Source organism: Bradyrhizobium sp. SUTN9-2 (assembly GCF_003122645.1).
Classification (GTDB): domain Bacteria; phylum Pseudomonadota; class Alphaproteobacteria; order Rhizobiales; family Xanthobacteraceae; genus Bradyrhizobium; species Bradyrhizobium yuanmingense.
The window spans coordinates 7,143,186-7,160,749 of the sequence record NZ_LAXE01000001.1 but is presented as its reverse complement, the minus strand read 5'-3'; the positions used below and the strand labels follow the sequence as shown (position 1 = coordinate 7,160,749).

Genomic DNA, 17,564 nt, shown 5'->3' with positions numbered 1-17,564 from the left:
ATGGATTCCAAGATCATGACCGTGCTCGCCGACCGCGTGCTGGAGCTCGGGCCGCGCCCTGCGCCGGATGGTCCCTACAAGCACTTCAAGCTGACGCGAGATGAAGACGGCGTCGCCTGGCTGCTGTTCGACCGCGCTGATGCCAGCGCCAACACCCTGTCCTCCGACGTGATGGAGGAGTTCGACGCCGTGCTCGCGGCGATCGAGACCGAGCGCCCCGCCGGTCTCGTCATCCGCTCGGCAAAGCCGTCCGGCTTCATTGCCGGCGCCGACGTCAATGAATTCCGCGGTGCCAACGATCCCGGCATGGTGGAGACGCGCATCCGCGCCGCGCATGCGGTGGTCGACCATCTGGAAGCCTTGAGGCTGCCGACGGTCGCGGTCATCCACGGTTTCTGCCTCGGCGGCGGGCTCGAGGTGGCGCTGGCCTGCCAGGCGCGCATCGCCATCGATGGGGCGCGTTTCGGCTTCCCGGAGGTGATGCTCGGCCTGCATCCCGGCCTTGGCGGCACCGCGCGTTTCACTGCGCTCGTCAATCCGACGCAGTCGATGGCGCTGATGCTGACCGGGCGCACCATCGATGCGCGCCGAGCCAGATCGCTCGGCCTCGTCGACACCGTGACGCAGGAGCGGCATGTCCAGGGCGCGGTGAAGGATGCGCTGTTCGGCCGTCTGAAGCGGGCCAAGCCTGGTCTGCTGATGCGTGCCGCCAATCTCGGGCCGGTGCGCGGCCTGCTGGCCAAGCGCATGCGAGCGGAGGCCGCGAAGGCCGCATCGCGCGAGCATTATCCGGCGCCCTATGCGCTGATCGATCTCTGGGAAGCGCATGGCGGCAGCAAATCCGCGATGCTGAAGGCGGAACAGGCCTCGTTCGCCAAGCTGATGGTGACGCCGACCGCGCAGAATCTGATCCGGGTCTTCTTCCTGCGCGAGCAGATGAAGAAGGCGGCAGGCGCCGGCAGCACGGTGAAGCATATCCACGTCATCGGCGCCGGCGCGATGGGCGGCGACATCGCGGCCTGGTGTGCGGGGCAGGGCGTTCGCGTGTCGCTCGCCGACATGAAGCCGGAGCCGATCGCAGGCGCGGTCAAGCGCGCGGCCGACCTCTACGGCAAGATCATCCGCAAGCCCACCGACGTGCGCGACGCGCTCGACCGCCTCATTCCCGACATGGACGGCGAGGGCGTCCGCAACGCCGATCTCATCATCGAGGCGGTGCCGGAAAAGCTGGAGCTGAAACAGAAGGTCTATGCCGGACTCGAGCCGCGGATGAAGCCCGGAGCCATCCTTGCGACGAACACGTCCAGCATTCCGCTGCAGGATCTGCGCACCACGCTGGCGCGGCCGGAGCGGCTGGTCGGCCTGCATTTCTTCAACCCGGTGTCGCGGCTGCAATTGGTCGAGGTTGTCAGCCATGACGGCAACGATGCACACGTGCTGAAAGAGGCGCTCGCCTTCGTCGGAGCGATCGACCGCCTGCCATTGCCTGTGAAGAGCTCGCCCGGCTTCCTCGTCAACCGCGCGCTGACGCCCTACATGCTGGAAGCGATGGTGATGCTGGACGAGAAGATCGACCAGCGCCTGATCGATGAAGCGGCCGAGCAGTTCGGCATGCCGATGGGCCCGATCGAGCTGGCCGATCAGGTCGGGCTCGACATCTGCCTCGACGTCGGCGACATGCTGCGCACCAAGTTCGGCGATCTCCTGCCGCCGACGCCGGCCTGGCTGCGCGAGAAGGGTCGCCAAGGGCGAGCTCGGCCGCAAGACCGGCAAGGGCTTTTACACCTGGAAGGACGGCAAGGCGGAGAAAGCAGCGTTGCCGGAGACCGGACCGCGGGTCACCGACCAGATGATCGACCGCCTGGTGTTGCCGATGTCCAATGTCTGCGTCGCGGCGCTTCGCGAGGGCATTGTCGACGATGCCGACGCGGTCGATGGCGCCATGATCTTCGGCACTGGTTATGCACCCTTCCGCGGTGGCCCGCTGAATTACGCGCGCACGCGCGGCGTGGAGAACATCGTATCCACTCTGCGCGCGCTGGCGGAACGATTCGGCGCGCGCTTCGCGCCCGATCCGGGCTGGGACAATTTCAAGTGAGAGCCATATGAGCGAACAAGCGGCCGGACCGAGCGGGGATCTCTGCATCCGCACGCTGGCGATGCCGGCCGACACCAATGCCAATGGCGACATCTTCGGCGGCTGGCTGCTCAGCCAGATGGACGTCGGCGGCGGCGTGTTCGCCTCGAAGGTCGCGCGGTCGCGCACCGTGACGGTCGCGATCGAGGCGATGAATTTTCGCAAAGCGGTCTATGTCGGCGATCTCGTCTCGGTCTACGCCAATCTCGTGCGCGTCGGGCGCACCTCGCTGACCGTGCATCTCGAGGCCTGGGCATTGCGGCGCAAGGAGTTGCATCCGTTCCTCGTCACCGACGGTCATTTCACCTACGTCTCGATCGACGACCACGGCCGTCCCCAGGCGATCCAGCGAAACGATCCGCCGATCGCGACGTAATCGCGCGCGACGCACTGTCCCCATATCGCGAGGCCTTGCAGCGCCGCAGAACGCGGCACGAGCAAGTCACATCGTCGCGGCTTCGCCAAGAACCAGTCAAGAACCAGTCATAAAACGGATGAGGTCCCGGCGTACTCAATTGCGTGTCGATTCGGGGTGGAAACGCCGCAATGCCCTTGGGAACCTTTGGGCGGGAGCGCCGTTGTTTGCCCGCACTGAGGAAGCCACGGACTATGCCGGACAGCTACATCATCGAAGTCGATTCGCAGACCGCAGGTATCGTCGTTCGTTCTTCTGGAGGCTACTGCTTCTTCGCCTCATCGCACCGCTTCAACCGTCTTGAAGGCCAGCTCTTCCGCAACGCCCGCGAAGCCGAGCGCGCCGCGCGCAGGCTGGTGAATGGCGACGTGAAGGAGGCGGCGTAACTGTCATTCCGGCCCGCGAGGCGTGGTCGGAATTTTTTGCCGCCCTTGATGTTGCTGCCTTCTTCCTTCTCCCCTCATGTCCGCCGAAGCCTTGGCGAAGGCGGATGCGGGAGAAGGTGGCGCGAAGCGCCGGATAAGGGGTTGGCTCCGCGAATTCAATAGAGAGTTAGACCCGCGGATAGATACCCCTCACCCGGCTTCGCTTTGCGAAGCCACCCTCTCCCGCAAGGGGAGAGGGGAAAGACGTGATCACAACTTCGTCGCCGCCCGCGACAACAGCTTCCACTCGTCGCCTTGCTTCTGCCAGTTCATCAGGATGTGAAGGTTGGTCGATACTTTTTTTCCATCGGCCGCCATCTCCTGCTCACCCAGCCAGTGGAAACGCACGATCGCTGCGGGGCCGACGACCTTGATGGTGGGATCCTTGTATTCGATGGACAGAAACTTCGATTTGCCGTCGGTGGCGTTGGCGATGAACGCCGCCTTGTCTTCGACCTTGCCGCTGGAATGGCTGTAGCTCAGTTCCTCCGCGCAGAGCGCGCCGAGCGCCTTGGGATCGGCCGCGATCTGGGCGAGGCGGAAGGCCTCGACCCTCTTCGCCACGGCGTCCTCGTCTGCCGAAGCGGCGAGCGCCGGCGTGGCGAACGCAAGCGCGGACACGGCGAGCGTCGAGAGAGCCAGATCCCGTCGGTTGATCGTCATCGTTTCCTCCTTTTTGATCTTGCAATCAGTGTTGCAGTCGCACGCGACTTTGTCGAGTGTCACCTGCCTCATGTGGATGCGTCATTGCGCGATCGAGGCCGTATTGATACGCCTTCCGCATCGATGCGCCGCGCATTTGGGAAAGTACGGAAATGATCGAGACCAAACACGATGGAATGGGCCGGGCGCTGTTGTTCGACATCGACGGCACGCTCGCCGACACCGATCCGTTGCACTTGAAGGCTTTCAACCAGGTGCTCGGCCCGCACGGACACGTCTTCGATCACGCACGTTTCTCTCTCGAGCTGCAGGGCTTCGCCAATGTCGCCATCGGCGATCGCTTTCTGCCCCACGAGGCGCCGGAGCGGCGCGCCCTCATCCTCGAAGAGAAGGAGGAGGTCTTCCGCACGCTGGTGGCCGGGCAGATCGCGCCGCTGCCGGGCCTGATGGCGCTGCTCGACCGCGCCGATGGCGCCGGCATCCCCATGGTCGCCGTGACCAACGCGCCGCGTCTCAACGCCGAGCTGCTGCTCTCAGGACTCGGCATCACGCATCGTTTCAAGGCGCTGGTGATCGGCGCCGAGCTACCGCACGGCAAGCCGCATCCGCTGCCCTATCAGGAGGGGCTGCGTTTCGTCGGCGCGAGCCCGCGAGCCTCGATCGCATTCGAGGACTCCCGCACCGGCGTGCAGTCCGCAACGGCCGCCGGCATTCCGACTGTCGGCATCCGCACCAGCCTCAGCCATGCTGACCTGGTTGGAGCAGGCGCGGTCGCCTCCGCCAGCGCGTTCGACGACCCGACGCTGCTCGCACGTCTTGCAAGTGCCATGGCATGGTGAGAAATGGCGGGGTGAGGACCTTCATCCGTCAACCGTGATCGGCGTCCGCATTGACCGCAGGCGCGAACCGCCGCACCATGCATCATTCTGATTTGAGGCCGTTGCCGTGACCGGATTGACCCATCGCCAAGCCGAAATCCTCAACATCGCGCGCGCCTCCGGCCGCGTCATGGTCGAGGAGCTGGCGCGCCGCTTCGAGGTGTCGGCGCAGACCATCCGAAAGGATCTCAACGATCTCTGTGAGCGGCGTTCGCTGACCCGCATCCATGGCGGCGCCATCATCGCCTCGGGCGTGGAAAACCTCGCCTATGAGGCGCGCCGCTTCGTCGCCGCCGACGAGAAGAAGGCGATTGGCGCTGCCGCCGCCTCGCTGATCCCGAACGGCTGCTCGCTCTTCATCAACATCGGCACCACGACGGAGGAGGTGGCGAGCGCGCTGACCTCGCATGAGGATCTGCTCGTCATCACCAACAACCTCAATGTCGCCATGCTGCTCTACCGCCATCCGCGCATCGAGGTGGTGGTCGCCGGCGGCACGGTGCGGCGCGCCGATGGCGCCGTGGTCGGCTCGACCGCGACGCAGCTGATCGGACAGTTCAAGGTCGACTATGCCATCATCGGCGCCTCGGCGATCGACGAGGAGGGCGCGCTGCTCGACTTCGACTACCGCGAGGTGCAGGTGGCGCAGGCCATCATCGCCAATGCCCGCAGCGTCATGCTGGTCGCCGATTCCACAAAACTTCGCCGCAGCGCGCCGGTGCGCATCGCCCACATCACCCAGATCCAGACCTTCGTCACCGACCAGGAGCTGCCCGAGCGCCTCGCCACCATCTGCCACAGCAAAGGCATCGAGGTGGTCGAAGCGATGCCGAAGGGCGCGGAGGTCGACGATGCGTCGGCCGAGGTGCAGGATGCCGCGCCGGAAGCCGCACCAGTGGTGCGGCTGAGATAGAGGCTAAGCGTCGTCCCAGGGGTTGAGCAGCGGAACGCCGAAGGCCGCAAAATCCTTCACGTTGCGTGTGACGAGTGTGAGATCGTTGACCAGCGCAGTCGCCGCAAAGAAGCCGTCCATGACGGACAATGCGACGCCGCTCTTGCGGCTCTGCGCCATGAGGTCACCCCAACGCTCGGCCACTGTTTGGTCGATCGGCAGGACGCGCTCGGCAAACCGCGCAGGCAAATCGTGGGCAAGCCAGACGGCCAGCGCGGTGCGTCGGCGACCATCCTCAAGCAATGCGATGCCACGGCGAAGCTCGGCGATCGAGACGACGCTGATGAACGCACGGTCCTCATCGATCCTATCCAGCCATGCCACAACTTTTGGCGAAGGCGCGGGCCGCTGAACTTCCGAAAGCACGTTGGTGTCCAGCAAAAGGTTCATGGCACTTCGTCGCGTGGCGTGTCGTGCAGCCGGTCGAGTTCAAGGTCAACGCCGCGTAATGGCGAGGCCAGCAGGAATTCGGCCAGGGTGCCCTTGCGCGCTGTCTTGCGCGCCCATTCCTCGACGGAAACGATGACGGCATTCGGCTTGCCGTGACGGGTGATGACCTGCGGGCCGGTCTGGGCGCGGTCGAGCACCTCGGACAGTCGCGCCTTGGCATTGGCCAACGTCCAGCTGTCATTCGTTGGAAGCGCGTCGGGTTCAACGTTACGATTGACCATAGGGATAAACCATTTTGACTAGTATGACTATAATCGCTCGACGCTGACCAATCAAGGTGCTGGTGCCTCCCAAATCGCCGTGGCGCTGCCCAACATGAACTCCTCTTGCTCACCAAGAAACTTCCGCTTTCGCTTCCTTTCGCCTCTCTTTCATCTTGCTTTCGTTTTTCGGTGTGATCTAATCAAAAGCGAAAGTAGCCGCTTGATGGAACGGGCGGTCGCCGGGGGATGCGTCTGTTGGAGCGTATTTTCGATCTCGCCATCATCGGAGGCGGTGTTAACGGCTGCGGCATTGCGCGTGACGCGGTGGGCCGCGGCAATACCGTTTTCCTGTGCGAAATGAACGATCTGGCGAGCGGGACATCGTCATGGTCGACCAAGCTCGTGCATGGCGGCCTGCGCTATCTCGAATATTACGAGTTTCGGCTGGTCCGCGAGGCCCTGATCGAGCGCGAGATCCTCTGGGGCATCGCGCCCCACATCATCCGGCCCCTGCGATTCGTTCTGCCGCATCACGCCGGCCTGCGCCCGGCCTGGCTGCTGCGCCTCGGCCTCTTCCTCTATGATCACATCGGCGGCCGCCACCTGTTGCCGGCGACCCGCTCGGTCGATCTCCAGCGCGATGAGGTCGGCAAGCCGCTGATCCCGAACCGCTACAGCCGCGCCTTCGAATATTCGGACTGCTTCGTCGACGACGCCCGCCTCGTCGTGCTCAATGCGCGCGATGCCGCCGACAAGGGCGCCGAGATCCGCACCCGAACCCGCGCCACCGAGATTCGCCAGTCGGACGGCGTCTGGACCGTCAGCATGGTCGATACGCTGACCGGCGCGCGCTCGCAGATCCAGGCCAAGGCGCTGATCAATGCCGGCGGGCCCTGGGTCGAGGACGTGCTCGGCCGCGGCGCCGGCGTGAATGCGAAAGCCAAGGTGCGCCTGGTGCAGGGCTCGCACATCGTCGTGAAGAAGCTCTACGACCACGACCGCGCCTACATGTTCCAGAATGCCGATGGCCGCATCATATTCGTGATCCCGTACCAGGACGACTTCACGCTGATCGGCACCACCGACCGCGACTATGACGGCGATCCCGCCAAGGTGAAGGCGACGACTGAAGAGATCGAGTATCTCTGCAAGGCGGCCAGCGAATATCTGGCCAAGCCCGTCGCGCCCACCGACGTGGTCTGGACCTATTCCGGCGTGCGTCCGCTCTATGACGACGGCGCCAGCGAGGCCAAGGCCGCGACGCGCGACTACGTGTTCGAGCTCGACACGCCCGGCGGCGTGCCGCTGCTGTCGATCTATGGCGGCAAGATCACGACCTATCGCAGGCTCGCCGAAGAGGCCTTGGAGCGCCTTGCGCCTTACTTGCGCAGTGCGAAAGCGCGCGAAGGCTGGACCGGCAAATGGCCGCTGCCGGGCGGTGACATGAACGTATCCGACATCGACGGCCTGATCGCCGAGCTGCAGCGCGGCTATCCCTTCCTCAGCCATGAGCATGCGCGGCGCCTGGCGCGCGCCTATGGCACCCGTGCCATCAAGCTGCTCGGCGATGCAAAATCGGCTGCGGATCTCGGCCAGGCCTTTGGCGCCACGCTAACCGAGCGCGAGGTCCGCTATCTCATGGCCAACGAATGGGCCGTCACCGCCGACGACGTGGTCTGGCGCCGTTCCAAGCTCGGCCTGCGACTATCTGCCGACGAGATCGCGACCCTCGACGACTGGATCAGGAGCCATGCCGTGGCGCAAAGTCCCCTGCTGGAAACGGGAGGACGCTCATGACCGTGACACTCGATCACGTGACCCGGACCGTGGAAGGCGTGCCGCACATCCGTGACGTCTCGCTGACGCTCGAGAGCGGTACGCTCAACGTGCTGCTCGGGCCGACGCTGTCAGGCAAGACCTCGATCATGCGGTTGCTCGCCGGCCTCGACAAGCCGACCACGGGCAAGGTGTTCGTCAACGGCAAGGACGTCACCGGCGCCGACGTGCGCCAGCGCTCGGTCGCGATGGTGTACCAGCAGTTCATCAACTACCCCTCGCTCACGGTCTACGAGAACATCGCCTCGCCCCTGCGCGTGCAGGGCAAGCCGCGCGACGAGATCGAGGCGCGCGTCGCCGAGGCCGCAAAGCTGCTGCGGCTCGAGCCGTTCCTGAAGCGCACGCCGCTCCAGCTCTCCGGCGGCCAGCAGCAGCGCACCGCGATCGCACGCGCGCTGGTCAAGGGCGCCGACCTCGTGCTGCTCGACGAGCCGCTCGCCAATCTCGACTACAAGCTGCGCGAGGAGCTGCGGGCGGAGCTGCCGCGCATCTTCGAGGCCTCCGGCGCGATCTTCGTCTATGCCACAACCGAGCCGACGGAGGCGCTGCTGCTCGGCGGCAACACGGTGTGCATGTGGGAGGGCCAGGCGCTGCAGATGGGTGAGACCACCAATGTCTATCGCCGGCCGCAGACCTTGCGCGTTGCGCAGGTGTTTTCGGATCCGCCGCTGAATCTCGTGGGCCTCGAGAAGGGGAACGGCATGGTCCAATATGCGGGCGGGAGTGCAGCGCCCGCGTCCGGGCTTTATGCCGGTCTGCCCGACGGCTTCTATCGCGTCGGCTTTCGTGCCCATCAGCTCGGGCTTGCCAATGGCGAGGCCGACCGTCACGCCTTCCACGCCACTGTCACGGTGACCGAGATCACGGGTTCGGAGAGCTTCGTGCATCTGACCCGCGACGGATCGAATTGGGTGGCGGTGCTGCACGGCGTGCACGAGTTCGAGCCGGGCCAGATGCTCGATGCCGTGCTCGATCCCAATGATGTCTTCGTCTTCGATGCCGCCGACCGTCTGGTCGCGGCACCGGGCTCTTAGGAGGGAGATGCGCCATGGCCCGCATTGACCTCGTCGATCTCGCCCATTCCTACGGCGGCAACGATGCGCCGCAGGAGAGCTTTGCGCTCAAGCCTGTCACCATGACCTGGCGGCAGGGCGGCGCCTATGCGCTGCTCGGCCCCTCCGGCTGCGGCAAGACCACGCTTCTGAACGTCATCTCCGGCATCATCACGCCGTCGCGGGGGAAGATCCTGTTCGACGGCAAGGACATCACACCGCTGTCAACCCAGAAGCGCAACATCGCGCAGGTGTTCCAGTTTCCGGTGATCTACGACACCATGACGGTCGGACAGAACCTGGCGTTTCCGCTGAAGAACCGCGGCGTGCCGAAGGCCGACATTGACAGGCGCGTCGCCGAGATCGGTCGCCTGCTCGATCTCGAGCCGTACCTGAACCGCAAGGCCACGCGCCTGACCGCCGACGCCAAGCAGAAGATCTCGCTCGGCCGCGGTCTCGTGCGCAACGACGTTGCCGCCGTGCTGTTCGACGAGCCGCTGACCGTGATCGACCCCGAGCTGAAATGGCAGCTCCGCTCCAAGCTGAAGGCGCTGCATCGCGAGCTCGACCTCACGATGATCTATGTCACCCACGACCAGACCGAGGCGCTGACCTTCGCCGACACCGTGGTCGTCATGCATGACGGCCGCGTGGTGCAGAGCGGCACGCCGGCCGAGCTGTTCGACAAGCCGGCGCATACGTTCGTCGGCTATTTCATCGGTTCGCCCGGCATGAACATCCTGCCGGCCGAGGTGAGGGGGCGCGAGGCCAGGATCGACGGCCACGTCATCGCGCTGAACCGCAGCTACGACAACCTGCCTGCAGGGGCGAAGATCGAGATCGGCGTCCGTCCCGAATTCGTCGAGGTGGTCGCGCCCGCACCTGGCCTGCTCACCGCCAGGATCGAGCGCATCGACGATCTCGGCCGCATCCGCTTCGCGCGCGTGCGCGTCGTCGACGCCAAGCTCGCGGCGCGCGCTCCTGGCGGCTTCACCAGCGCGGACGGTACCGCCGGGCTGAAATTCGATCCGTCGCACGTCCACGTCTATGCCGACAGCCTTCTGGTGGAGGGAGCCGCCTGATGGACAAGACCGTCAACCAAAAAGCCTGGTTCCTGGTGCTGCCGGTGTTCCTGGTCGTCGCCTTCTCGGCGGTGCTGCCGCTGATGACGGTGGTGAACTATTCGATGCAGGACACCTTCGGCAACAACCAGTTCTTCTGGAACGGCGTGGGCTGGTTCAAGGAGCTGCTCGATCCCTCCACCGACCTCGGCGGCCGCTTCCTCGCCTCGCTCGGCCGCAACCTGTTCTTCTCGCTTGTCATCCTGGCCATCGAGGTGCCGCTCGGCATCGTCGTCGCGTTGTCGATGCCGCGCGAGGGCTGGACCGTCGCAGCCTGCCTCGTCATTCTCGCGCTGCCGCTGCTGATCCCCTGGAACGTGGTCGGCACCATCTGGCAGATCTTCGGGCGTCCCGACATCGGCCTGCTCGGCTACGTCCTCAATGCCATGGGCTTCGATTACAATTACGTCTCCAACGACGTCGATGCCTGGTTCACGGTCATCGTGATGGACGTCTGGCACTGGACCAGCCTCGTCGCGCTGCTGTGCTATGCCGGCCTGAAGTCGATTCCCGAAGCCTATTACCAGGCCGCGCAAATCGACGGCGCCTCGCGCTGGGCCGTGTTCAAGGCGATCCAGCTGCCGAAGATGAACCGCGTGCTCTTGATCGCGGTGCTGCTGCGCTTCATGGACAGCTTCATGATCTACACCGAGCCGTTCGTCGTCACCGGTGGCGGGCCCGGCAATTCCACCACCTTCGTGTCGATCGAGCTGGTCAAGATTGCGCTCGGCCAGTTCGACCTCGGCAAGGCCGCGGCGCTGTCGCTGGTCTACAACCTCATCATCCTGATCGTCTGCTGGATCTTCTACACCGTCATGACCAATGCCGGTGTCGAACGCAAAGTCCAGGCTTCGAGCGAGCCGGCGGCGGAGCCCAAGCCCGCGGCCGCGCTCAAGCCCGTGCCCGCACTCGAGCCAAGGGAAGGAGTGGCCTGATGCATTCGATCCCCGGCCGTCGCCTCATCATGGGGCTGTTCCTGATCTTCCTGCTGCTGCCGATCTACTGGCTCGTCAACATGAGCTTCAAGACCAACAGCGAGATCGTCTCGACGATGACGCTGTGGCCGCACACTCCGACGCTGCAGCACTACAAGCGCATCTTCACCGACGAGAGCTGGTATTCGGGCTACATCAATTCGCTCGAATACGTCGTCCTCAACACCATCATCTCGATCGCCGTGGCGCTGCCGGCGGCTTACGCCTTCTCGCGCTACCGTTTCCTCGGTGACAAGCATTTATTCTTCTGGCTGTTGTCGAACCGCATGGCGCCGGCGGCGGTCTATGCGCTGCCGTTCTTCAATCTCTATTCGGCGATCGGCCTGTTCGACACCCCCTGGGCCGTCGCGCTCGCGCACTGCATCTTCAACGTGCCGCTCGCGGTGTGGATCCTCGAAGGCTTCGTCTCCGGCGTGCCGCGCGAGATCGACGAGACCGCGTTCCTCGACGGCTATTCCTTCCCGCGCTTCTTCATCAAGATCCTGGTGCCGCTGATCGCGAGCGGCATCGGCGTCGCCGCCTTCTTCTGCTTCATGTTCTCCTGGGTCGAGCTCTTGCTCGCGCGCACGCTGACGTCGGTGCATGCCAAGCCGATCGCAGCGATCATGACGCGTACGGTGTCGGCGGCCGGCATGGATTGGGGCCTGCTCGCCGCCGCCGGGGTGCTCACCATTATTCCGGGCGCGCTGGTGATCTGGTTCGTCCGCAACTACATCGCGCGCGGTTTCGCGCTCGGCCGCGTCTGAGGAGGCATCAATGGAATCCATCGCATGGATGGCCTGGACGCTGCCGACCGCGATCTTCTTCGCCGCGCTCGCCTGCACGCTTCTCGTGATGACCTGGCTCGCCGCGGTCTATCCCGAGGCCGAGCGTGTCGGCGTGCTGCGCATCCCGACCACGCGCGGCGACCGTCTGTTCATCTCGCTGATCGCGGCCGCCGTCATCCACCTCGCCTGGATCGGCCTCGTCGGCACCGACGCGATCGCTACGCTGCCTATCGGCGAGGAGGGGTTTGAAATCTCGAGCCTGTGGCTCGCATCAGGAATTTCGCTGGTCACGGCCGCGCTCATTTTCCGCACGGTCTGAAGCTTGCGAAGGGACGGCCAGATCCGGGACCAACCCGGGCCTGTATAAAAGTTTGTCGCTGCAACGGAGGAACAACATGCGACAGTTTAGGAGAAGGAAAGGTCCATTGACCAAGAATAGTTTTCTGACCATGTCCAGCGCCGCTGCGATCATCGCGGTGTCGTTCGCCGTCTCGGCGCCGGTTCGCGCCGCCGACGAGGCCGTGATCCAGAAGTGGATCGCGGAATTCACGCCTTCGACGCTGTCGAAGGAAGACCAGAAGAAGGAGCTGGAGTGGTTCGCCAAGGCCGCCGAGCCCTTCAAGGGCATGGAGATCAACGTCGTCTCCGAGACGATCACGACTCATGAATACGAGGCGCAGACGCTCGCCAAGGCATTCTCCGAGCTCACCGGCATCAAGCTCAAGCACGATCTCATCCAGGAAGGTGACGTCGTCGAGAAGCTCCAGACCCAGATGCAATCGGGCAAGAACGTCTATGACGGCTGGATCAACGACTCCGACCTGATCGGCACGCATTTCCGCTACGGCCAGACCATTGCGCTGTCGGACTACATGACCGGCGAGGGCAAGGACGTCACCAACCCCATGCTCGACGTGAACGACTTCATCGGCAAGTCGTTCGGCACCGGGCCGGACGGCAAGCTCTACCAGCTGCCCGACCAGCAGTTCGCGAACCTCTACTGGTTCCGCTACGACTGGTTCACCAATGCCGACTACAAGGCCAAGTTCAAGGCCAAGTATGGCTACGAGCTCGGCGTGCCCGTGAACTGGTCCGCCTATGAGGACATCGCCGAGTTCTTCACCAATGACATCAAGGAGATCAACGGCGTCAAGGTCTACGGCCATATGGACTATGGCAAGAAGGACCCCTCGCTTGGATGGCGCTTCACCGACGCTTGGCTGTCGATGGCCGGCAACGGTGACAAGGGCATTCCGAACGGTCTGCCGGTCGACGAATGGGGCATCCGGATGGAGGGCTGCCGCCCGGTCGGCTCTTCGGTGGAGCGTGGCGGCGACACCAATGGTCCGGCCGCAGTCTACTCAATCACGAAGTATCTCGACTGGATGAAGAAGTACGCCCCGCCGCAGGCGCAGGGCATGACCTTCTCCGAGTCCGGCCCCGTGCCGTCGCAGGGCAACATCGCCCAGCAGATGTTCTGGTACACCGCCTTCACTGCCGACATGGTGAAGCCGGGTCTGCCGGTGGTGAATGCGGACGGTACGCCGAAGTGGCGTATGGCTCCGTCGCCGCACGGCTCCTATTGGAAGGAAGGCATGAAGCTCGGCTACCAGGACGCTGGCTCCGCCACGCTGCTGAAGTCGACTCCGCCGGATCGCCGCAAGGCAGCCTGGCTCTATCTCCAGTTCATCGTCTCCAAGTCGGTGAGCCTGAAGAAGAGCCATGTCGGTCTCACCTTCATCCGTGAATCCGACATCTGGGACAAGTCGTTCACCGAGCGTGCGCCGAAGCTCGGCGGCCTGATCGAGTTCTACCGCTCGCCCGCGCGCGTGCAGTGGACCCCGACCGGCAACAACGTGCCCGACTATCCGAAGCTCGCGCAGCTGTGGTGGCAGAACATCGGCGATGCGTCGTCCGGTGCGAAGACGCCGCAGCAGGCGATGGATGCTCTCGCGGCGGCCCAGGACTCCGTGCTGGAGCGTCTGGAGAAGTCCGGCGTGCAGGGCGCCTGCGGTCCGAAGCTGCACAAGAAGGAGTCGGCCGAGTACTGGTTCGCCAAGGCCCAGAAGGACGGCACCATCGCGCCGCAGCGCAAGCTCGCCAACGAGAAGCCGAAGGGCGAGACGGTGGACTACGACACCCTGATCAAGTCGTGGCCCGCCACTCCGCCCAAGCGCGCGGAAGTGAAGTAAGCGGCGCTTAGAGCGATATCAAACACGAAAGGCCGGGAGCGATCCCGGCCTTTTTGTTTTGTCGTTGTGGTGCGAGGGTTTTTCACACCCTCGGTGTCATTGCCCGCCTAGTGCGCAATTGCGCACAGGGGCGGGCAATCCAGTATTCCAGAGACGGTCGTGGTTGAACCGAGAAGCCGCGGCGTACTGGATGCCCCGCCTTCGCGGGGCATGACAGCGTCATGTGTGGAGAAGAACCTACTCCGCCGGCTCGGCCGCCAGCGTCGGGTAATCCGTGTAGCCCTTCGCACCACCACCGTAGAACGTGTTCTTGTCCCAATCGTTCAGCGCCGCTCCCTGCTTCAGCCGCTCGACCAGGTCGGGATTGGAGATGAACGGCTTGCCGAAGGCGATGAGGTCGGCGGCGTTCGCCTCCAGCACTTTGCTGGCGAGGTCGAAATCGTAGCCATTGTTGGCGACGTAGGCGCCCGAGAAGCGCTTGCGCAACGACGCATAGTCGAACGGCGCGATGTCGCGCGGCCCGCCGGTGGCGCCCTCGACCACGTGGAGATAGACCAGCTTCAACGCGCTGAGGCCGTCGACGATGTGATCGTACAGGGCCTGCGGGTTGGAATCCGAGATGTCGTTGGCCGGCGTCACCGGCGAGATGCGGATGCCGGTGCGCTCGGCGCCGGCCTCGGCGACGACGGCCTTGGAGACCTCCAGCATCAGCTTCGCGCGGTTCTCGATCGAGCCGCCATAGGCATCAGTGCGCTTGTTGGCGCCGTCCTTGGCGAACTGCTCGAGCAGATAGCCGTTGGCGCCGTGGATTTCGACGCCGTCGAAGCCGGCTTCCAGCGCGTTCTTCGTGGCGCGCTTGAAGTCGTCGATGATCCCGGGAATCTCGGAGAGCTCGAGCGCGCGCGGCTCGGAGACGTCGGCGAAGCCGCCGTTGACGAAGGTCTTGCCCTTGGCTCGGATCGCGCTCGGTGCCACCGGGGCTGCGCCATTCGCCTGCAGATCGACATGCGAGATGCGGCCGACATGCCAGAGCTGGATGAAGATCTTGCCGCCGCGTTCATGCACCTTGTCGGTGACCTTGCGCCAGCCGGCGACCTGCTCCTTGCTATAGATGCCGGGCGTGTCCTGGTAGCCCTGACCTTGTTGCGAGACCTGGCTCGCCTCGGTGATCAGCAGGCCCGCGGATGCACGCTGGGCGTAATAATCGGCGGCGAGCGGACCGGGCACGAAGGTGCCGGGTACGGCACGGTTGCGCGTCAGCGGCGCCATGACCAGGCGGTTGGCCAGCGTGATCGGGCCGAGCTTGTAGGTCTCAAACAATTTGGTCGAACGGCTCATGGGAATGCTTCCGGGCGGTGAGAGGTCTCGAACAATTGTGCATCGCGACATCGGGCGCAAGGGATGAGCCATACGCAAAGTGCAGGCGAGCTACGCGGCAGGGCGCGCGTAGCATAGTTCATGTGCAATGTCGGCTGCGACAGCGAAATCCCACTGTCGCGGCCGTGCGATTTCAGAAATCAGTTCGCGCCGAGGAAATCGCGCTTGCCGATCTCAACGCCGTTGTGACGCAAGATGCCGTGGGCGATCGCGGCGTGGAAATAGAGGTTCGGCAGCGAGAACGAGCTCAGGAATTGCTGTCCCGTCATGGTGATGGTCTTGCCGGGGCCGATCGGAAAGGTGACGTCCTTGGCGTCGGCGCCCTCAAACTGCTCGGGCTTGAAGGATTGGACATAGTCGATCGTTTTCGCCAGCCGCTGCTTCAACTCCGCAAAGCTGGTTTCGGTGTCGGGCGTCGAGGGGACCTCGCTATGCGTCAGCCGCGCACAGCCTCTGGTCGGATAGTCGCTGACCAGCTGGATCTGCCGCGACAGCGGCAGCATGTCCGGGAAGAGGCGCGAGCCAAGCAGGACGCTGGGATCGATCTTCCTGGCCGCGCAATGCGCCTCAGCTTTGGTGAGCAGCCCGGTCACGCTGTTCAGCATCTGCAAATAGGCGGGGACGACGGCGTCGTAGAAGGACATGTGATGCTCGCTTCAAAGGGTGGGAAATCTCAGGAGAAAACCTGAGCCACTCACATGGGAGCCTCATGGAAAATTGCAATCGCGGAAAGCCGCTTGTGCGATGCGAAAATTCTACCGCACCGTCGTCTGGGGCAGGACCTGCGCCGTGCCGCCGCGCATGCGCGCAAGCAGCTCGGCGGTCGGCCAAGAATCCGCCGGCAGGCCGTACTTGATCTGCGTCGCCTTCACCGCGGCGCGGCTCTGCTGCCCCAGCACACCGTCGACCTTGCCGACGTTGAAGCCGGCGCGCACCAAGAGCTGCTGCAATTCCTTGAGCTCGTTGAACGGCAGCTGCGCGACCGGCGCAGCCGGCTTGCGCATCGGCGCCGCCCCGGCGATGCGCGAGGCGAGATAGCCCGCGGTGGTCGCGTAGATCAGCGAGTTGTTCCACTCGGTGTAGGCCGCGAAATTCGGATAGGCCATGAAGGCCGGCCCGAAGCGTCCCATCGGCAGCAGCACGGAGGCTGCGAGATTGTCGTTCGGCAAGGGCCGGCCGTCGGGATAGGTGACGCCGAGTTGCGCCCATGTCGAGCGCGGCTCGCGTACCGTGAGATCGGTCTTCTCCCACGGTAGGTTCGGCGGCACCTTGATCTCCTCGAGCCACGGCTCGCCGCGCCGCCACTTCAATCCGTTTGCGATGTAGTTCGCGGTCGAGCCGATCACGTCGGCCGGCGAGCGCAACAGGTCGCGCCGTCCGTCGCCGTCAAAGTCGACCGCGTAGTTGACGTAGTGCACGGGCAGGAATTGGGTCTGGCCGAGCTCGCCGGCCCAGGAGCCGATCATCTCGTCGGGATGCAGATCGCCGCGGTCGATAATCTTCAGCGCCGCGATGGTCTCGTTCACGAACATCTCCGAACGGCGGCAATCATAGGCGAGCGACACCAGCGATTTCAGCGTCGGCAAATTGCCCATGTTGGCACCGAAATCGCTCTCGAGGCCCCAGAACGCGGCGATCACCGCGGGCGGCACGCCGTATTCCTTTTCCGCGCGCGCAAACGCCGCGGCGTATTGCTTGATGTGCTGCTGCCCGTTCTGCATGCGATAGGCCGCGGCCATGCGGCCGGCGAATTCGGTGAAGAGCTGGCCGAACACGCGCTGGCCGCGGTCGCGGTTGACGATGCCCTGGTCGTAGACGAGATAGGGCGAGGCCTCCGCGATCGTGCGCTGCGACACGCCGGCGGCCACCGCCTGTTGCTTCACCTCCGTCAGGAAGCGATCGAAGCTCGCGCCATTGTGGCACGAGGCCCCGCGCGGCGAGGGGGCCTTCGGCACTGCGGGCTTGGCAGGAGGCGGAAGCATTTGGGCGGATGCCGTGGCCGTGCATGCGATAAGCGCGAGGGCCGCGATCGGAAATCGGGTCTGGACCATGGGGGTTCCGGCGGGGAAGGGCAGGCGTGGATTCGGCCGAAGTTTAGGGG

At 64.5% G+C, this 17,564-nt stretch carries 17 protein-coding genes and 1 pseudogene; 12 read left to right on the top strand and 6 right to left on the bottom strand.

Annotated features, from left to right (window positions below; genetic code table 11):
- The 3 genes and pseudogenes from XF30_RS33190 to XF30_RS33180 all read left to right on the top strand — a co-directional run bounded on the left by XF30_RS33190 (nt 1) and on the right by XF30_RS33180 (nt 2,938).
- Nucleotides 1-2,098: pseudogene (locus XF30_RS33190) on the top strand (3-hydroxyacyl-CoA dehydrogenase NAD-binding domain-containing protein).
- A 7-nt stretch (nt 2,099-2,105) separates the two neighbouring features.
- A complete protein-coding gene (locus XF30_RS33185; RefSeq protein ID WP_036013863.1) occupies nt 2,106-2,513 on the top strand; it encodes an acyl-CoA thioesterase in 408 nt (135 codons plus the stop codon).
- A gap of 233 nt (nt 2,514-2,746) precedes the next feature.
- The gene (locus XF30_RS33180; protein ID WP_036013862.1) at nt 2,747-2,938 is read left to right on the top strand and encodes a hypothetical protein; all 192 of its coding nucleotides are present in this window, start codon (nt 2,747-2,749) and stop codon (nt 2,936-2,938) included.
- Nucleotides 2,939-3,187: 249 nt separating this feature from the next.
- Here XF30_RS33180 and XF30_RS33175 read toward each other — a convergent pair whose 3' ends face one another.
- Complete coding sequence (locus XF30_RS33175) at nt 3,188-3,640, bottom strand: nuclear transport factor 2 family protein (RefSeq protein WP_036013866.1); 453 nt, start codon at nt 3,638-3,640, stop codon at nt 3,188-3,190.
- A 152-nt stretch (nt 3,641-3,792) separates the two neighbouring features.
- Here XF30_RS33175 and XF30_RS33170 point away from each other — a divergent pair, with 152 nt between their 5' ends.
- Together XF30_RS33170 and XF30_RS33165 are read left to right on the top strand one after the other, a co-directional pair.
- Nucleotides 3,793-4,479 carry an HAD family hydrolase gene (locus XF30_RS33170; RefSeq protein ID WP_109145018.1) on the top strand — a complete coding sequence of 229 codons (687 nt, stop codon included), beginning with the start codon at nt 3,793-3,795 and terminating at the stop codon, nt 4,477-4,479.
- Nucleotides 4,480-4,585: 106 nt separating this feature from the next.
- Complete coding sequence (locus XF30_RS33165; RefSeq protein WP_036013860.1) at nt 4,586-5,431, top strand: DeoR/GlpR family DNA-binding transcription regulator; 846 nt, start codon at nt 4,586-4,588, stop codon at nt 5,429-5,431.
- Nucleotides 5,432-5,434: 3 nt separating this feature from the next.
- Here XF30_RS33165 and XF30_RS33160 read toward each other — a convergent pair whose 3' ends face one another.
- Nucleotides 5,435-5,860: a type II toxin-antitoxin system VapC family toxin gene (locus XF30_RS33160; RefSeq protein ID WP_109145017.1), complete on the bottom strand. Its 426-nt coding sequence runs from the start codon at nt 5,858-5,860 to the stop codon at nt 5,435-5,437.
- Entirely contained in the window at nt 5,857-6,141 is a 285-nt protein-coding gene (locus XF30_RS33155) for a type II toxin-antitoxin system Phd/YefM family antitoxin (protein ID WP_036024793.1), read from the bottom strand. The genes XF30_RS33160 and XF30_RS33155 overlap by 4 nt, the downstream gene beginning before the upstream one ends.
- A gap of 228 nt (nt 6,142-6,369) precedes the next feature.
- Here XF30_RS33155 and glpD point away from each other — a divergent pair, with 228 nt between their 5' ends.
- The 7 genes from glpD (at nt 6,370) to XF30_RS33120 (ending at nt 14,086) form a co-directional block, all read left to right on the top strand.
- Nucleotides 6,370-7,920 carry a glycerol-3-phosphate dehydrogenase gene (gene glpD, locus XF30_RS33150; protein WP_109145016.1) on the top strand — a complete coding sequence of 517 codons (1,551 nt, stop codon included), beginning with the start codon at nt 6,370-6,372 and terminating at the stop codon, nt 7,918-7,920.
- The gene (locus XF30_RS33145) at nt 7,917-8,993 is read left to right on the top strand and encodes an ABC transporter ATP-binding protein (RefSeq protein ID WP_057026248.1); all 1,077 of its coding nucleotides are present in this window, start codon (nt 7,917-7,919) and stop codon (nt 8,991-8,993) included. Before glpD ends, XF30_RS33145 begins: the two co-directional genes overlap by 4 nt.
- Nucleotides 8,994-9,007: 14 nt before the next feature.
- Nucleotides 9,008-10,093: an ABC transporter ATP-binding protein gene (locus XF30_RS33140; RefSeq protein ID WP_036024798.1), complete on the top strand. Its 1,086-nt coding sequence runs from the start codon at nt 9,008-9,010 to the stop codon at nt 10,091-10,093.
- Complete coding sequence (locus XF30_RS33135) at nt 10,093-11,067, top strand: carbohydrate ABC transporter permease (RefSeq protein WP_036024799.1); 975 nt, start codon at nt 10,093-10,095, stop codon at nt 11,065-11,067. Before XF30_RS33140 ends, XF30_RS33135 begins: the two co-directional genes overlap by 1 nt.
- Nucleotides 11,067-11,873 (top strand): carbohydrate ABC transporter permease, encoded by an 807-nt coding sequence (locus tag XF30_RS33130; protein WP_036013847.1) that lies wholly within the window; start codon nt 11,067-11,069, stop codon nt 11,871-11,873. The genes XF30_RS33135 and XF30_RS33130 overlap by 1 nt, the downstream gene beginning before the upstream one ends.
- Nucleotides 11,874-11,883: 10 nt before the next feature.
- Complete coding sequence (locus tag XF30_RS33125) at nt 11,884-12,213, top strand: DUF2160 domain-containing protein (RefSeq protein ID WP_036013844.1); 330 nt, start codon at nt 11,884-11,886, stop codon at nt 12,211-12,213.
- A 130-nt stretch (nt 12,214-12,343) separates the two neighbouring features.
- Nucleotides 12,344-14,086 carry an ABC transporter substrate-binding protein gene (locus tag XF30_RS33120; protein ID WP_036013842.1) on the top strand — a complete coding sequence of 581 codons (1,743 nt, stop codon included), beginning with the start codon at nt 12,344-12,346 and terminating at the stop codon, nt 14,084-14,086.
- A gap of 237 nt (nt 14,087-14,323) precedes the next feature.
- Here XF30_RS33120 and XF30_RS33115 read toward each other — a convergent pair whose 3' ends face one another.
- From XF30_RS33115 to XF30_RS33105, 3 genes are all read right to left on the bottom strand, one after another.
- Nucleotides 14,324-15,424, bottom strand: coding sequence for an alkene reductase (locus tag XF30_RS33115; RefSeq protein ID WP_109145015.1), 1,101 nt, complete (start codon nt 15,422-15,424; stop codon nt 14,324-14,326).
- A gap of 179 nt (nt 15,425-15,603) precedes the next feature.
- Nucleotides 15,604-16,107 carry a DUF1993 domain-containing protein gene (locus XF30_RS33110; protein WP_036037060.1) on the bottom strand — a complete coding sequence of 168 codons (504 nt, stop codon included), beginning with the start codon at nt 16,105-16,107 and terminating at the stop codon, nt 15,604-15,606.
- 111 nt (nt 16,108-16,218) lie between these two features.
- On the bottom strand, nt 16,219-17,514 hold the full coding sequence (locus XF30_RS33105) for a lytic murein transglycosylase (RefSeq protein ID WP_109145014.1): 1,296 nt from the start codon (nt 17,512-17,514) through the stop codon (nt 16,219-16,221).
- Nucleotides 17,515-17,564 lie beyond the last annotated feature (50 nt).